Source organism: Pseudoxanthomonas putridarboris (assembly GCF_038321125.1).
In the GTDB taxonomy this organism is placed as follows: Bacteria; Pseudomonadota; Gammaproteobacteria; order Xanthomonadales; family Xanthomonadaceae; genus Pseudoxanthomonas_A; species Pseudoxanthomonas_A putridarboris.
The window spans coordinates 1-14,006 of sequence record NZ_JBBWWT010000003.1; the positions used below are offsets into that span (position 1 = coordinate 1).

Consider the following 14,006-nt stretch of genomic DNA (forward strand, 5'->3'; position numbering starts at 1 on the left):
TTCGTATGGCACAGGGATGTGCCTTACGAAAATTCCCGGTCCGCTTGCGCACCCGGAGCGAAGCGCAGGGCGCGCCGCCTGGGGTGTGCTTTCTTTGGTTACTTTCTTTGCACAAGCAAAGAAAGTGACGCCTCGCGGCGAGCGCACCACGCATCAGCGCCCATGGCAATGCGCCACAGGCCCAGCCCAGCACCCGCGCCGCACTCACACGCAGACGGCGCCGAGAACCCCCGCCTGCGCTGGCACAGTCCTTGCACCACCCGTGACGATGAACCGACGGAGTCCGCCCATGCTGCGCCTTGCCACCGCCCTGATCGCCGGATTGACCGCCTGCGCGGCCATGGCGGCCGATTTCCAGCCCGTGGACAGCATCAAGGCCGCGGCGCTGGGCGCGTTGCCGGCTGGCAGCGACGCCGACGCCACGCTCGATGCCGCGTTGCGCCTGCCCCGCTGCGGGGCACCGCTGTCCGCGCGGGTCAACGGCTCCAACTCGGTGGAAGTCAGCTGCCCGCAGGACGCCGGCTGGCGCCTGTTCGTGCCGGTGCGCGTGCGTCGCAGCCAGACGGTGCTCGTGCTCAACCGCGGGATCGCCCCGGGCGAGGCGATCACCGCCGATGCCTTCACCGCCGAATCGCGCGATGCCGCCCGCATCGTCGGCGCGGCGGTCGCCGATCCCGGCCAGGCCATCGGCCGCGTCGCCCGGCGCACGCTGTCGGCCGGCGCCGTGCTGTCCGCCTCCGACCTGGTCGCTCCCCGCCTGATCCGCCGCGGCGACAACGTCGCGCTGGTGTCGCGGCGGGGCGGGGTGGAAGTCCGCGTGGCCGGCAAGGCGCTGGCCGACGCGGGGGAGAACGAACGCGTCACCGTGGAGAACCTGTCCTCGCGCCGGGTGGTCCAGGGCGTGGTCGGCGCCTCCGGCGACGTCTGGGTCAACCGTTGAAGTGTTGTTGAAATTCCGTCCTAAAGTTGCATCCGGGGCGGCCGATACCGTACGTGGGTGGAAGGGGCATGGCGGAAAACCGTTCCCTTCGCAGGAAACGTGGACGTCGTCACTAAAGTGTCGGCGCCCGCGGCCGATAACCCCCATGAACCCTGTTACAGGTGAACCGACATGAGCCAGAAAATCGAAGGCACTCCCCCCGCCGCCGTACGCAGCACCGGGCCCGTGGGCGGCCGCGTTGCCACGGCGGGTGCCGACCGTTCCGGGCCGGTGGAAGCCAGCGCCGGCAGCGACAGCCTTCGTCTGACCGGCGAGGCCGCCAGCCTGCAGGCGATGCAGCGCGAGCTGTCCACCGCCCCGGCCATCGACAACGCCCGCGTGCAGGCCGTGCGCGAGTCGCTGCAGGCCGGCACCTACCAGGTCAATGCCGAGGCCATCGCCGACGGCATGCTCAGTCTGGAAAGCCAACTGGACGCATGACCGCCATGACGGCCGCGCCCCTGCAGCGACTGTCCGCCGCCCTGGAAGAGGAGCGGCGCGCGATCCTGGAACATGACGTGGAAGCGCTGGTGCGCTCCACCGAGGACAAGCTCGACGCGTTGCGCACGCTGGAAAGCGCGGCCGCCGGCTATGGTTTCCCCGGCGAGCTGCAGGAACGGCTGGCCGAGCTGGCCGAGTTCAACCATGCCAACGGCATCCTGCTGGCGCGCCGCCGCCGTGAGGTGAACTGGGCGTTGCGCCACCTGGGCCGCAGCGAAAGCGCCGGCGCCTACGATGCGCAGGGCCAGACCAGCACCGTCACCAAGGTGCGTCCGCTGGCGGTCGCCTGAGCGCGCCGGCTTCGCAAAGCGGGAACCCGCAACTTGCCGCTCCCGCGGCGGCGCCGGATACTGGCGTCCCGCCGTCCCCGACGGCACCCGCCAGCGCCCCTCCCGTGAGTAGCCCGCGACCCCTCCATGCGCAGGACGATGCGCCGCGCTTCGCCGACCTGCAGGCGCTGGGCGAGTTGATGGACGATGGCGTGCTGCTCTGCCACGGCGACGGCCGCCCGCTGCACGCCAACACCGCGGCCCGCGCGCTGGTGCCCAAGGCCAGCGACCCGCTGGGCGCGCTGGTCGGGCTGCTGCCGCTGGAAGCGCTGCGCACCGCCCGGGCGGAAGGCCGCTGGAACGACGACCTGGCGTTCGACGACGGCCGCATCGTGCAGGTGCGCGCCTACCACCACGACAACGGGCACGGCGGGTACTGCCTGATCGTCTTCCACGATGTCAGCGAAGCGCACGCGCGCCAGCAGGAACTGCAGCGCCGCCATGCGCAGCTGCGGCAGACGCTGGTGCGCCTGGCCGGTGCGCAGGAACAGCTGGTGCAGTCGGAGAAGATGGCCTCGATCGGCCAGCTGGCCGCCGGCGTGGCGCACGAGATCAACAATCCCATCGGCTACGTGCATTCCAACCTGGGCTCGCTGCAGGAATACCTGCACAGCCTGTTCTCGCTGATCGAGGTGTACGAGCGCGCGCTGCGTTCGCCCGATCCCAAGGCCATGCTGCCCGAGATCGACGACTTGCGCGGGCGCTACGACATCGACTTCATCACCGGCGACCTGCCGCAGCTGATGTCCGAGTCGCGCGAGGGCATCGAGCGCGTCACCGCCATCGTGCGCAACCTGAAGGACTTCTCGTATTCCGGCCGCGACGACAGCTGGAAGTCCACCGACCTGCACGCCGGCCTCGATTCCACCATCAACATCATCTGGAACGAGCTGAAGTACAAGGTCACGCTGGAGAAGCACTACGGCAAGCTGCCGCTGGTGCAGTGCCGGCCCTCGGAGTTGAACCAGGTGTTCATGAACATCCTGCTCAACGCCAGCCACGCCATCGACGAACGCGGCACCATCACGGTCACCACCGGCGTGGACGGCGGGGAAGTGTGGGTCGAGATCCAGGACAGCGGCCACGGCATCCCGGAGGAGATCCTGCAGCGCATCTTCGACCCGTTCTTCACCACCAAGCCGGTCGGCAGCGGCACCGGCCTGGGCCTGTCGATCTCCTACGGCATCGTGAAGAAGCACAACGGCCGCATCGAAGTGCGCAACGTGCCGGGCGCCGGCGCCTGCTTCCGCATCACCCTGCCCATCAGACAACCGGCCATCGAAGCCGTCTGAACCGAAGCGCCCGCAAAGGGCTCGAAGCCGGACCCGCATGGCACCCACTCCCCCTCTCCCTCCGGGAGAGGGCAAGGGGTGAGGGCAGGCCGCCGCGATGCTTTGGGGCGGATGGCTGGAAAGAGCATCGTGCCCAAGGGCGCTCTTACACGCCGGACCGAAAAGCGCGAAATTCTTCGTTCGTGGCGAGGAGGGCATGCCATCGTGCGCGCAGCGCACGTTACGCGAAGAACGCGAGTTTCTTCGTGCGGGCAGTTGCGTAGGGTGCGCCCCGGCGCACCGCGCTCCGCTCCATTCGCACGATGGCGATCGCGCCGCAGCGCGCCCGATGGCGAACAGGCGGGTTTTCAGGATGTGGATGTCGATCGCGGCGGTGCGCCAGGGCGCACCCTACGTCCGTCGTCATTCCGGCGCATGCCGGAACCCAGCGCCTTTGCGCATGAGCCCGACCCGTGCGCGTGACGGAAGTCGCTGGGTCCCGGCATTCGCCGGGATGATGGGGAGATGCATCCTCGCGACGTGCGCGCGGCGCACGTTACGCGAAGAACGCGAGTTTCTTCGTGCGGGCAGTTGCGTAGGGTGCGCCCCGGCGCACCGCGCTCCACTCCATTCGCACCATGGCGATCGCGCCGCAGTGCGCCCGGATGGCGAACAGGCGGGTTTTCAGGATGTGAATGTCGATCACGGCGGTGCGCCAGGGCGCACCCTACGTCTGCCGCCGTCATTCCGGCGCAAGCCGGAACCTAGCGACTTCCGTCACGCATGCGGGCCGGCCCGTGCGCAAAGGCACTGGGTCCCGGCTTGCGCCGGGATGACGAGGGTGAGGGCCATGCCATCGTGCGCGCGGCGCACGTTACGTGAAGAATGCGAGTTTCTTCGCGCGGGGCAGTCGCTTGAGTTGCGCTTCGGCCCGCGAGGCCGCGCTGCGGTCCGGATACGCGCGGCTGGCCAGCAGGCGGACCGGCGGATTGGCGCGGGTGTACCTGGCGCCGTTGCCGGCGGCGTGCGCGGCGTAGCGGGCTTCCAGCCGGTTGGTGATGCCGGCGTACCAGGCGCCGTTGCGGCATTCGATCAGGTACAGATGCCACGCCGGCGATGACTCGACGGGAACCGTGATCGCCGACTCAGCCATGGACGCGGTGGTGGGGCTGGTTCTCGTAGGCGACGAAGGCCTGGCGGATGTGCTCGCGCAAGTCGTCGTCGTTCCACGGCTTGGTCAGGAAGCGGTAGATCTCGCCGCGGTTGATCGCCTCGGTGACGGTGGCCAGGTCGGTGTAGCCCGACAGCACCAGGCGCACGGTGTCCGGGTACAGCACCCGCACGCGGCCGAGGAACTCGGTGCCGCTCATGTCCGACATGCGCTGGTCGGACAGGATCACCTGCACGTCGTTGGTGGCCAGCAGCTCGAAGGCGTCGGTGACGTTGCTGGCGGCCAGGATGCGGTAGCCGTCGCGGCGGAACAGGCGCACCAGCGAGCGCAGGATGTTCTCCTCGTCGTCCAGCAGCAGCAGCGTGCGGTCCGGCTTGGTGGCGGTGAACGCGTCCGAGCGCAGGTAGCGCTTGCGCAGCACCGCGCCCGCCTCCTCGGCCGACATCGGCTCGCCGAACAGGTGGCCCTGGAACATGTCGCACTGGTTGCGGCGCAGGAAGCCCAGCTGCACGTCCGTCTCCACGCCGTGCGCGATGATCTTCATGCCCAGCTGGTGGCCCATGGCGATGATGGCGCAGGTGATGGCGACCTCGCGGTTGCTGGCCGGCACGCCCTTCACGAAGCTGCGGTCGATCTTGATCTTGTCCACCGAGAAGCGGATCAGCGAATCCAGGTTGGAGTCGCCCATGCCGAAATCGTCCAGGGTCAGGCGCACGCCCTCGCGGTGCAGGTTGGCCAGCGTGCGGTGGACCAGGTTCATGTCCTTGGCCAGCGCGTTCTGGCGGACCTCCAGCACCACCATCTGGGTGGGGATGCCGGCCTCCTGCATCGCTTCCAGCACCTCGGACACGAAGCTGGGCCGCAGCAGCTGCAGGGTCGAGACGTTGACCGCGATCTCGAAATCGTCGAAGCCCCAGTCGCGCCAGATGCGCGCCTGCTTGAACGCGTTGCGCAGCACCCAGTCGCCGATCTGCACGATCACGCCCAGCTTCTCGGCCACGTGCATGAAGCGCTCCGGCACCAGCATGCCCAGCGCCGGCGAGTACCAGCGCAGCAGGGTCTCCATGCCGACCACGCGGCCGTCGTGGGCGTTGATCTGCGGCTGGTAGAACAGGCGCAGCTCGTTGTTGGCGATGGCGTTGATGATCTGCCGCGCGATGATGCTGTCGCTGCGCGCGGTGATGGCGGCGCCGCGCCGGTACACGCGGACCAGGTTGAGTCCCTCGTGCTTGGCCTGGTCCACCGCGCTTTCCGCGCACTGCAGCAGGCTGGTGGCGTTGTCGGCGTGCTCCGGGCACAGGGCGATGCCCAGGGTGCCGGTCAGGAACAGCGTGTACGGCAGCACCGTCATCGGCAGTTCGATCTGCTCGCGCAGGAAGGCGCCGAACTCCTCCGGCGCCAGCGTGCCCGGCGTGCGCGGCACGGCCACCACGAATTCGTCGCTGCCATGCCGCCATGCGCGCGCGTCCGCGCCGACCGACTGCTGCAGCCGTTCGCTGATCATCGCCAGGGCCTGGTCGCCGACCTCCACGCCCATGTTCTCGTTGATCGAGCGGAAATGGTCGATGTCGATGTACAGCAGCATCACCGGCGTGCCGCCGCTGTTGGCCGCATCGATCATGCGTTGCAGGTCGGGTTCGCCGGCACCCAGGCGGGGCAGGGGGGGCGACGGGTGGAGGTCGGTGTTCAAGCGCTTGCGGAACCGGATGTGGGCGCGAACGCATAGGGTAGGCGAAGTCGCCAGCGGGCGCCGTGCCCGCCGGCCGGTTCGGCAAGGTCGCCACCCACGGACGCGGCCAGTGCCCGCAGCAGGGGCGCGTCGGCCAGCGCGAAAGGCGCGCCGGCGCCGACCAGCAACTGGAAGCCGGCCTGGCCCGCGTCCGTGTTGGGCGCCAGGGACACCTGGACCGGTTCCGCCGATGCGGCCGCCGCCTGCCGCGCCAGCGCCTGGCCGATCCGGAACGCCACCAGCGGCAGCGGCGGGGCGGGCGAGGCGGGCAGCGGTTCGAAGGACGCTTCGACGGGACCGACCTGCGCGGCGATCCGTTCCAGCTCGGCGCGCAGCGCGGCCTCCAGGCCCAGCGTCTCCAGTTGCGGCGGATGCAGCGCCGCGTGCAGGTCGCGCAGCACCGCCACGGTGTCGTCGCTGGCGCGGATGATGTCCAGCAGGTCCTGGCGGCGCTGTTCCGCGTCGGTTTCGTCCAGCGTCAGGTGCGCGGTCATCTTGATGGCGGACAGGGCCTGGCCCACCTGGTTGTGCAACGCGCGCCCCGCGGCATGGCGTTCGGCTTCCTGCTGCAGCAGCAGTTGCAACAGCAGGGCGTGGGCGGGCGACGGGTCGGGCATCTGCGGCGGTTCGACAAGGGGCCGGTGTATCGGGTCGTGAGTATGCCAGCCGTGCGGGCGGCATGCGTTGTCGTCGCGGAAACGGGCGATCCGGGTTTCCAGCGGAGATGCCTTCTCCCCGCTGGTGGGGAGAAGAGCCTGCCCCGTACTCGATACGGGATGGCCGGCAGGCCGGATGAGGGGTATCGGAGCCAGGGAAGGTGATATCGGCGATAACGGATCGAGCGTGGCGGTGGGCAGGAACCCCACACTCGATGCATTGCCATCATCGAACCGGGTCGGCTCCGTCCTGCCCCTCACCCGCCTCCGGCACCCTCTCCCCGCTGGCGGGGAGAGGGGGATGAAAGGGCATCCCGTTTCCCCTTCCAGGCACGAAAAAAAGGGGCGAGCTGCTGTGCAGTCGCCCCGGAGATGCAAGCTGTCGGATGTTGCGCGGTGGCCTAGAACAGCTCCACCGTGCCCGCGCCCATGTTCTGCTGGGCGACCGGCTTGTGCGGCGGGCGCTCCCATTCGGTGCGCTGGTCGCGCAGGCGGTTGCCGATCAGGCGCAGGGCGCTGAGCAGTTCGTTGTCGGTGGCGCCGCCGGTGCGGTGCAGCAGTTCCTGCAGGGCCACGGCTTCCTTGTTGATCGCGGTCAGGCGCTCCAGGTGGGTCATCGCGCTGCCCAGCGACTGGGTGGCGATGTCCTCGAACTGCAGCGAACGGACCGCCTCGGCGACGCTGGCGTCGATGGCGTGGCCGCACATCGAGACTTCGCGCATGCCGTCGCCCAGCGAGGCGTTGATGGCGGCGACCTGGTGCAGCATGCTGGCCGCTTCGCTGCGCGCTTCCCGCGAACGGTCCAGGTCGCGCGAAGCCATGTTGGACACGGTGTCGCGGACCTTGGCGATGGATTCCTTCGAGCTGTGCGCCAGCTTGCGGATCTGCTCGTTGAAGGCGGTGGAACGCTCGGACAGGTTGCGCACCTCGTCGGCCACCACCGCGAAGCCGCGGCCGGCCTCGCCGGCGCGGGCCGCTTCGATGGCCGCGTTCAGTGCCAGCAGGTTGGTCTGGTCGGCGATCGACTTGACGTCTTCCAGCAGCGAGAAGATGCCGTCCAGGTGCTGCGCCATGTCGTCGATGTGGTGCACGGTGGTGCCGCTCTGGCCGGCCACCTGCTCCAGCGCCTCCACCAGTTGCTCCATACGCTGGCTGGCGTTCTGGGCGAAGCGGGCCACGTCCACGCCGGCACGGTCGCCGTCGCCGTTGCGGTCGATGATGCGGGCGATGGCCGCGCTCTGTTCGCGCGACTTGCGGTTCATCGCATCGAAGCTGCCGCCGAGGTTGCTGACGGCTTCGCGGATCAGCTCGCGGGCGCGGTCGATCTCGTGGCGAGAGCCTTCGATCTCGTTGTTGACGAAGCGGCGCAGCTCGGTCAGCAGGGAATCCTGCTCGCGCACCACGGTGGCATGCTCGGGCGAGATCTGGTGCGAATTGACCGCGGTCAGCCAGGCGAAGATCAGCCAGGCCAGGGTCGACGAGGTCAGCAAGGCCCACTGCACGGCGGAAGGCCAGTCCAGGCCGACCGACACGGGGAACAGCAGGGTCAGGATGAGGGGTGCCGCCAGACGTACCAGGATGCGCGAATACATGGGTGCTCTCTACTGAAGCTCACTGTGGAGTATCGGCCGCGGCCATCGGCTCTTTAGGCGGTAATTCGCGGGGTTGCGATGATGCGGCCGAACTGTGATGCGCATTCCCGCCTTTTGTAGGAGCGACGTCAGTCGCGACCGCGATGGTGAGTGGCTGGTGGTGCTGGAGAAGGTGTTTTCCCGTCCCGCTCCGCAGTACTGCGCCCGCGTCCGCGCATCACGGCCAGCCCGGGCCTGCGGTCGCGACTGACGTCGCTCCTGCAGGTGCCGGCGGAGGCATCAGGCGATGCTCGCCGCCAGGTCCAGCAGGCGCTGGGCGATGCGGTCCAGCGGCACGACGTCCCTGGCCGCGCCGATCCTCACCGCCGCGCCGGGCATGCCCCAGACCACGCTGGTGGCCTCGTCCTGCACCAGCGTCGGGGCGCCTGCCTGGGCCATTTCCAGCAGGCCACGCGCGCCGTCGTCGCCCATGCCGGTCAGGATGGCGCCCACCGCGTTGCCGCCGGCGCTGCGCGCCACCGAGCGGAACAGCACATCGACCGCGGGTTTGTGGCGGTTGACCGCCGGGCCGTCGTCGATCTGGCAGCGCCAGCGGGCGCCATCGCGGATCACGCTCAGGTGCTGGCCGCCCGGCGGCAGGTAGGCATGGCCGGGCAGGATCGCTTCGCCGTCGCCGGCCTCGCGCACGGCCATCGCCGAGTGGCGGTCCAGGCGTTCGGCGAAGGCGCGGCTGAAACCGGCCGGGATGTGCTGGGTCAGTACGATGGCGGGCGCGTCGGCGGGCATCTGTTCCAGCACCACGCGCAACGCCTCCGTGCCGCCGGCCGAGGCGCCGATGGCGATCAGGCGGTCGGTGGTGCGGAAGCGCAGCGCCGGCGCCGCCGGCAGCACCGCGTCCATGCCCACGCGCGGCGCGCTGGTGCGCGCCAGCGGGCGCACGCGCGCCTTGGCCGCGGTCTTGACCTTGGCGATGATCTCGTCGGCGTAGGCGTGCAGGCCGCTGGCGATATCGAGCTTGGGCTTGGAGACGAAGTCCACCGCGCCCAGCGCCAACGCCTGCAATGTCGCGTCCGCGCCGCGCTCGGTCAGCGAGGAGATCATCACCACCGGCATCGGCCGCAGGCGCATGACATTCTCCAGGAACGCCAGTCCGTCCATGCGCGGCATTTCCACGTCCAGCGTCATCACGTCGGGGTTCAGGCGCTTGATCTTGTCGCGCGCCAGCAGCGGATCGGCGGCGGAGCCGACGACTTCGATGGCGGGGTCGCGCGAGAGGATCTCGGTCAGCAACTGGCGCACGACCGCCGAGTCGTCGACGATCAGCACGCGGCAGGGAGGGGCGCTACTCATCAGAACAGTTCCACCCCTCCGGTGACGGGCGCCTTGGACAGGCGGGCGCGCGCGGCGGACTCGGCGGCCAGCACTTCGGCGTCGTGGGCATGCGGCAGGCGCTGCACGACCACGCGGCCGGTGTTGGGGAAGTACCAGACCTTGCGCGGATGGATGCCGCGCAGGTCTTCCGCCACCACCGGGATGCGTTCGGCGTCCAGGTACTTGCGGACGAACTCGGCGTTGCGCGTGCCGACCGGATTGCTGGTGAAGCCCTTCAGCACGTTGGCGCCGCCGAACACCTTGGCTTCCAGCCGGTTGCGCGCGGCGCCGCGCTTGAGCAGGTCGTTGATCAGCAGTTCCATTGCGAAGCTGCCGTAGCGCGCGGGCGCGCCGTCGCCGACGTTGCCGTCGGGCAGCAGGAAGTGGTTCATCCCGCCCAGCTTCAGCAGCGGGTCGCGGATGCACGCGGCCACGCACGAACCCAGCACCGTCACCAGCGCGGTGTCGTTGTCCACCACCAGGTACTGGGTGGGCAGCAGCTTGGCCGCGTCGGTCTTGAAGCGCGCGTCGTGGTAGCGCATCACGCCGCCGTCGGCGAAGGCGGTCGCGGCGGCGTTCATGCGGCGGCTCCCGCGCGGCGGTACAGCGTGCGCCCGCAGGGCTGGATGATGTCGGCGGCGTGCAGGTAGTTTTCCGAGTGCCCGGTGTACAGCATGCCGTCGTCGGCCAGGTGCGGCACCAGCCGGGTCAGGATGCCGCGCTGCGTGGGCTTGTCGAAGTAGATCATCACGTTGCGGCAGAACACCGCGGTGAACGGTCCGGCCACGTCGTAGCGCGGCGCCAGCAGGTTGAGCGGACGGAAGTCGATCAGCTGGCGCAGCGCTGGGTGCACGCGGCAAAAGCCTTCGTTCGGGCCGCTGCCGCGCTGGAAATAGCGTCGCTTGACCGCATCGTCCAGGCTGGCGATGCGTTCCATCGGGTAGACGCCGCGCTCGCCGGTGGCCAGCACCTGCGTGTCCACGTCGGTGGCCAGGATGCGGATCGGCGGCGCCAGCGTGCCGTAGGCCTCGCAGGCGGTGATGGCGATGGAATAGGGTTCCTCGCCGGTGGACGCCGCGCACGACCACAGCTTGAGCGGACCGGCGTGCGCGCGCTGCGCCAGTTCCTGCCGCAGCCGTTCGAAGTGGTGCGGTTCGCGGAAGAACGAGGTCAGGTTGGTGGTCAGCGCATTGGTGAACGCCTGCCATTCGTCGCCGCCGTCGCGCTCCAGCTGGTCCAGATAGTCCTTGAAGCTGCGCAGGCCCAGGGCGCGCAGGCGGCGCGAAAGCCGGCCGTACACCATGTCGCGCTTGCCGTCGGCCAGCGCGATGCCGGCGCGTTCGCGGATCAGTTCGCAGACGCGGCGGAAGTCGCGGTCGTCGAACGCGAAGTCGCGGCTGCCGACGGCGCGGGCATCGTCGTCGCGGGGTGGGGCGGAAGTCCGTCGTGTCGCGGCGGCCGGTGCGGGGTGGCGGGTGCTGACGGACATCGGGTTCTCGGTGGGGCGGGACTACGGTCGTTCCATGACCGGCTTCCTTCCTGGCGGGAAGGAAGCCGGCGGGCGGCGGGCACGTTGCAAGCGGTGTGCCTCAGAACTCCTGCCAGTCGTCGCCTTCGGCCAGCGCGGGTTCCGGCGCGGCCACGGCCACGACGGGGCGGGCCGCCGGCCTGGCGGCGGCGACCGGAGCCGGTGCCGGTTTGCCGGCGGGCTTGCCGACGCTGGCGGTGGCGTGGCCGTCCAGCTTGAACACCGACACGCTTTCGGCCAGCACCATCGCCTGTTCCTCCATGGATCGAGCGGCGGCGGAGGCTTCCTCGACCAGCGCGGCGTTCTGCTGGGTGGTCTCGTCCATCTGGGTGATGGTCTGGTTGACCTGCTCGATGCCGGCGGACTGCTCCTGCGAGGCGGCGGAGATCTCGGCCATGATGTCGGTCACCCGCTGCACCGAGGCGACGATCTCGCCCATGGTGGTGCCGGCCTGGTTGACCAGCTTGGAGCCATCGGCGACCTTGTCCACCGAGGTCTCGATCAGACCCTTGATCTCCTTGGCGGCATTGGCGCTGCGCTGGGCCAGGGTGCGGACTTCCGAAGCCACGACCGCAAAGCCCCGGCCCTGTTCGCCGGCGCGGGCCGCTTCCACGGCGGCATTGAGGGCCAGGATGTTGGTCTGGAAGGCGATGCCGTCGATGACGGAGATGATCTCGGCGATCTTGCGGGAGGACTGCTCGATGTCGCGCATGGTGACGACGACCTGGCCGACGACCTCGCCGCCCTGGGAGGCGACGCCGGCGGCGCCGATGGCGAGCTGGTTGGCCTGGCGTGCGGATTCGGCGTTCTGGCGGACGGTGGAGGTGAGTTCCTCCATGGAGGCGGCGGTTTCCTCCAGGTTGGCGGCCTGCTGCTCGGTGCGGCGTGAGAGGTCGCTATTGCCGGAGGCGATCTCGCCGGCGGCGGTGTTGATGGAGGTGGAGGCGTCCTGGATACGGCCGACGATGTCGGTGAGCTGGGCGACGGTGGCGTTGGCGTCGTCGCGCATGCGGGCGAACACGCCGTGGAAGTCGCCTTCCATCCGGGCGGTCAGGTCGCCGCGGGCGATGGCCTGCAGCAGTTCGGAGACTTCGGCCAGGTTCTCGTCGGTGGTCTCCATCAGCTGGTTGAGGCCATCGATCATGTCGCGGAAATCGTACTGGTAACGATCCACGTCGCCGCGCTGGCTGAAGTCGCCGGAGGAGGCCGCCATCGCCAGGCGCTTGATCTCGCCGTTGATCGCCGACAGGTTGGCCTTGGTGGCGTCCATCGTCTCGGTCAGGTTGGCCTTTTCGCCCGGCAGCTTGGGCATGTCCAGGGTCAGGTCGCCGATGGAGTAGCGCTGCATGATCTTCAGCGCATCGCCGATGGCCTGCAGGTGCGAGGCGACCAGCGCGTTGGTGTCGCGGACCATGCGGCCGTACTCGCCGGGGAAGCGCGAATCGTCCATGCGGAAGCTGATCTGGCCTTCGTCGTGGCGCACGGCCATCTCGCTCTGGGCCTCGATGACCGACTGCACCTGCGACTGCATGCGCTGCATGGCCGACAGCAGCTGGCCGACTTCGTCCTGGCGCGAGGTGTCGATCTTGCCGTCCAGCTTGCCGGCCGAGACGTCGTTGGCCACGCGGACGGCTTCGCCGACGGACTTGGCGATGGCGCGGGCGAAGAACCAGGCCAGGGTCAGGCCGCCGACGATGCCGGCCAGCAGCATGATGATGGTCAGCGTGCTGGAGGCGGTGAAGGTGCTGTCGGCGCTGCGGGTGCTTTCCTGCGCCTGCCGGTCCACTTCGACCAGCAGCACCTCCAGCGCGCCGGTGGCCTTGCTGTGCAGGTCGCGGGTGGTGCCGATGAAGGTGTCCACGGCGTCGTCCGGCAGGCCCAGGTCGAGCATTTCCTGGACTTCGGCGTAGGACTGCTCGGCGACCTTCCAGTCCTTGACGAACTGGTCGTAGGCCTGTTTTTCCTTGGGCGTGGTGATCAGCTTGGCGTAGTCCTGCACCTTCTTGTCGATTTCGGCCTCGAGCTGCGCGGCGTGCGTCTTGGCGTCGGCCTTGACCGCTTCGCTGGCGCGCACGTGCTGGCGGTAGGACGTGGTGCGGTAGTCGCCGATCAGGCCGTTCAGTTCGCCGGCCGCACGCACGCTGGGCAGTGCGTTGCCGGTGACGTTGGTGGTGGCGCCGTTCAACGAGTTGAGGCCGACGAAGGCGGCGATGCCCTGGACCAGCATCAGGGCCAGCACGACGCCGAAGGCCAGCATCATCTTCGTCGTCAGTTTGAGGTTCTTGATCCGCTGCATGGGATTCTTATTCCTTCTACCAGGGCGCGCGCCGCGCCGCTCACAAGTACGACCAGGAGACGGCGGGGCGCGGGGCCCCGCCGGCAGGAGGGTTCAACGGATCGTCGCCAGCTTCAGGTTGGACGGCGAATCGACCACGATCTCGGCACGCGACGCGTCGCGCTCGATGGTGCCGATCACGCAGACGTCCTTGCCTTCCAGCTCTTCCGGCGCCGGCTTGAACTTGGCGCGGGCGTTGCCCGGGATGCGGGCGGTGAAGGTGTGGCGCGGGAAGTTGCCGCCCATGTACAGGAAGGTCGGGGTGCCTTCCGAGTTCTCGGCGAAGCGGGCCTTGCCGACCTTGCCGCACACGGTGCCGGCCTTGCCGGTGAAGCGCGTGGCCATGTCGGCGGGGATGGCGTTGTCGATCTGCGACTGGCCGGTGGCCGGTGCAGCCGACGCCAGCAGGGCGGTGCCGACGACGGCGAGCGACAGGGTCAGGGCGGATGCGATTTTCATTCCAGTGTCTCCGGGGGTGATCTGATGAGGTAGGGAGGTAAGGGCTCGATGCCTGAGATCGGCGGTGGACCGGCAAACTTGAGTG

The 14,006-nt window shown here is 69.2% G+C and carries 14 protein-coding genes; 4 read left to right on the top strand and 10 right to left on the bottom strand.

Translation table 11 applies throughout. From position 1 onward, the window contains the following. Positions 1-292 precede the first annotated feature (292 nt). The 4 genes from flgA to AAD027_RS07515 all read left to right on the top strand — a co-directional run bounded on the left by flgA (position 293) and on the right by AAD027_RS07515 (position 3,101). Positions 293-940, top strand: coding sequence for a flagellar basal body P-ring formation chaperone FlgA (gene flgA, locus AAD027_RS07500; protein ID WP_425605425.1), 648 nt, complete (start codon positions 293-295; stop codon positions 938-940). Positions 941-1,111: 171 nt separating this feature from the next. After that, entirely contained in the window at positions 1,112-1,420 is a 309-nt protein-coding gene (flgM, locus tag AAD027_RS07505; protein WP_341725409.1) for a flagellar biosynthesis anti-sigma factor FlgM, read from the top strand. Further along, positions 1,417-1,770, top strand: coding sequence for a flagellar protein FlgN (locus AAD027_RS07510; RefSeq protein ID WP_341725410.1), 354 nt, complete (start codon positions 1,417-1,419; stop codon positions 1,768-1,770). Before flgM ends, AAD027_RS07510 begins: the two co-directional genes overlap by 4 nt. A 179-nt stretch (positions 1,771-1,949) precedes the next feature. Then, positions 1,950-3,101 carry an ATP-binding protein gene (locus AAD027_RS07515; protein WP_341725858.1) on the top strand — a complete coding sequence of 384 codons (1,152 nt, stop codon included), beginning with the start codon at positions 1,950-1,952 and terminating at the stop codon, positions 3,099-3,101. Positions 3,102-3,636: 535 nt separating this feature from the next. Here AAD027_RS07515 and AAD027_RS07520 read toward each other — a convergent pair. From AAD027_RS07520 to AAD027_RS07565, 10 genes are all read right to left on the bottom strand, one after another. After that, a complete protein-coding gene (locus AAD027_RS07520) occupies positions 3,637-3,786 on the bottom strand; it encodes a hypothetical protein (RefSeq protein WP_341725411.1) in 150 nt (49 codons plus the stop codon). A gap of 168 nt (positions 3,787-3,954) precedes the next feature. After that, a complete protein-coding gene (locus AAD027_RS07525; RefSeq protein ID WP_341725412.1) occupies positions 3,955-4,233 on the bottom strand; it encodes a GIY-YIG nuclease family protein in 279 nt (92 codons plus the stop codon). Further along, positions 4,226-5,872 (bottom strand): EAL domain-containing protein, encoded by a 1,647-nt coding sequence (locus AAD027_RS07530; RefSeq protein WP_341725859.1) that lies wholly within the window; start codon positions 5,870-5,872, stop codon positions 4,226-4,228. The genes AAD027_RS07525 and AAD027_RS07530 overlap by 8 nt, the downstream gene beginning before the upstream one ends. 65 nt (positions 5,873-5,937) lie before the next feature. Further along, positions 5,938-6,597 (bottom strand): histidine kinase, encoded by a 660-nt coding sequence (locus tag AAD027_RS07535; protein ID WP_341725413.1) that lies wholly within the window; start codon positions 6,595-6,597, stop codon positions 5,938-5,940. Positions 6,598-7,037: 440 nt separating this feature from the next. Then, on the bottom strand, positions 7,038-8,228 hold the full coding sequence (locus AAD027_RS07540; protein WP_341725414.1) for a methyl-accepting chemotaxis protein: 1,191 nt from the start codon (positions 8,226-8,228) through the stop codon (positions 7,038-7,040). Positions 8,229-8,507: 279 nt separating this feature from the next. Continuing rightward, entirely contained in the window at positions 8,508-9,578 is a 1,071-nt protein-coding gene (locus AAD027_RS07545; RefSeq protein ID WP_341725415.1) for a protein-glutamate methylesterase/protein-glutamine glutaminase, read from the bottom strand. After that, complete coding sequence (gene cheD / locus AAD027_RS07550) at positions 9,578-10,180, bottom strand: chemoreceptor glutamine deamidase CheD (protein ID WP_341725416.1); 603 nt, start codon at positions 10,178-10,180, stop codon at positions 9,578-9,580. The genes AAD027_RS07545 and cheD overlap by 1 nt, the downstream gene beginning before the upstream one ends. Continuing rightward, entirely contained in the window at positions 10,177-11,088 is a 912-nt protein-coding gene (locus tag AAD027_RS07555; protein ID WP_341725417.1) for a CheR family methyltransferase, read from the bottom strand. Before AAD027_RS07555 ends, cheD begins: the two co-directional genes overlap by 4 nt. 100 nt (positions 11,089-11,188) lie before the next feature. After that, positions 11,189-13,423, bottom strand: a complete 2,235-nt coding sequence (locus AAD027_RS07560) for a methyl-accepting chemotaxis protein (RefSeq protein ID WP_341725418.1) — start codon at positions 13,421-13,423, stop codon at positions 11,189-11,191. A gap of 93 nt (positions 13,424-13,516) precedes the next feature. Further along, positions 13,517-13,921: a hypothetical protein gene (locus AAD027_RS07565; RefSeq protein WP_425605416.1), complete on the bottom strand. Its 405-nt coding sequence runs from the start codon at positions 13,919-13,921 to the stop codon at positions 13,517-13,519. Positions 13,922-14,006: the final 85 nt, after the last annotated feature.

Coding starts and splice junctions, on each gene's coding strand:
- flgM (WP_341725409.1), top strand. CDS start 1,112: ATGAGCCAGAAAATCGAAGGCACTCCCCCCGCCGCCGTACGCAGCACC.
- AAD027_RS07510 (WP_341725410.1), top strand. CDS start 1,417: ATGACCGCCATGACGGCCGCGCCCCTGCAGCGACTGTCCGCCGCCCTG.
- AAD027_RS07515 (WP_341725858.1), top strand. CDS start 1,950: ATGGACGATGGCGTGCTGCTCTGCCACGGCGACGGCCGCCCGCTGCAC.
- AAD027_RS07525 (WP_341725412.1), bottom strand. CDS start 4,233: ATGGCTGAGTCGGCGATCACGGTTCCCGTCGAGTCATCGCCGGCGTGG.
- AAD027_RS07530 (WP_341725859.1), bottom strand. CDS start 5,872: ATGATCGATGCGGCCAACAGCGGCGGCACGCCGGTGATGCTGCTGTAC.
- AAD027_RS07535 (WP_341725413.1), bottom strand. CDS start 6,597: ATGCCCGACCCGTCGCCCGCCCACGCCCTGCTGTTGCAACTGCTGCTG.
- AAD027_RS07540 (WP_341725414.1), bottom strand. CDS start 8,228: ATGTATTCGCGCATCCTGGTACGTCTGGCGGCACCCCTCATCCTGACC.
- AAD027_RS07545 (WP_341725415.1), bottom strand. CDS start 9,578: ATGAGTAGCGCCCCTCCCTGCCGCGTGCTGATCGTCGACGACTCGGCG.
- cheD (WP_341725416.1), bottom strand. CDS start 10,180: ATGAACGCCGCCGCGACCGCCTTCGCCGACGGCGGCGTGATGCGCTAC.
- AAD027_RS07555 (WP_341725417.1), bottom strand. CDS start 11,088: ATGTCCGTCAGCACCCGCCACCCCGCACCGGCCGCCGCGACACGACGG.
- AAD027_RS07560 (WP_341725418.1), bottom strand. CDS start 13,423: ATGCAGCGGATCAAGAACCTCAAACTGACGACGAAGATGATGCTGGCC.
- AAD027_RS07565 (WP_425605416.1), bottom strand. CDS start 13,921: ATGAAAATCGCATCCGCCCTGACCCTGTCGCTCGCCGTCGTCGGCACC.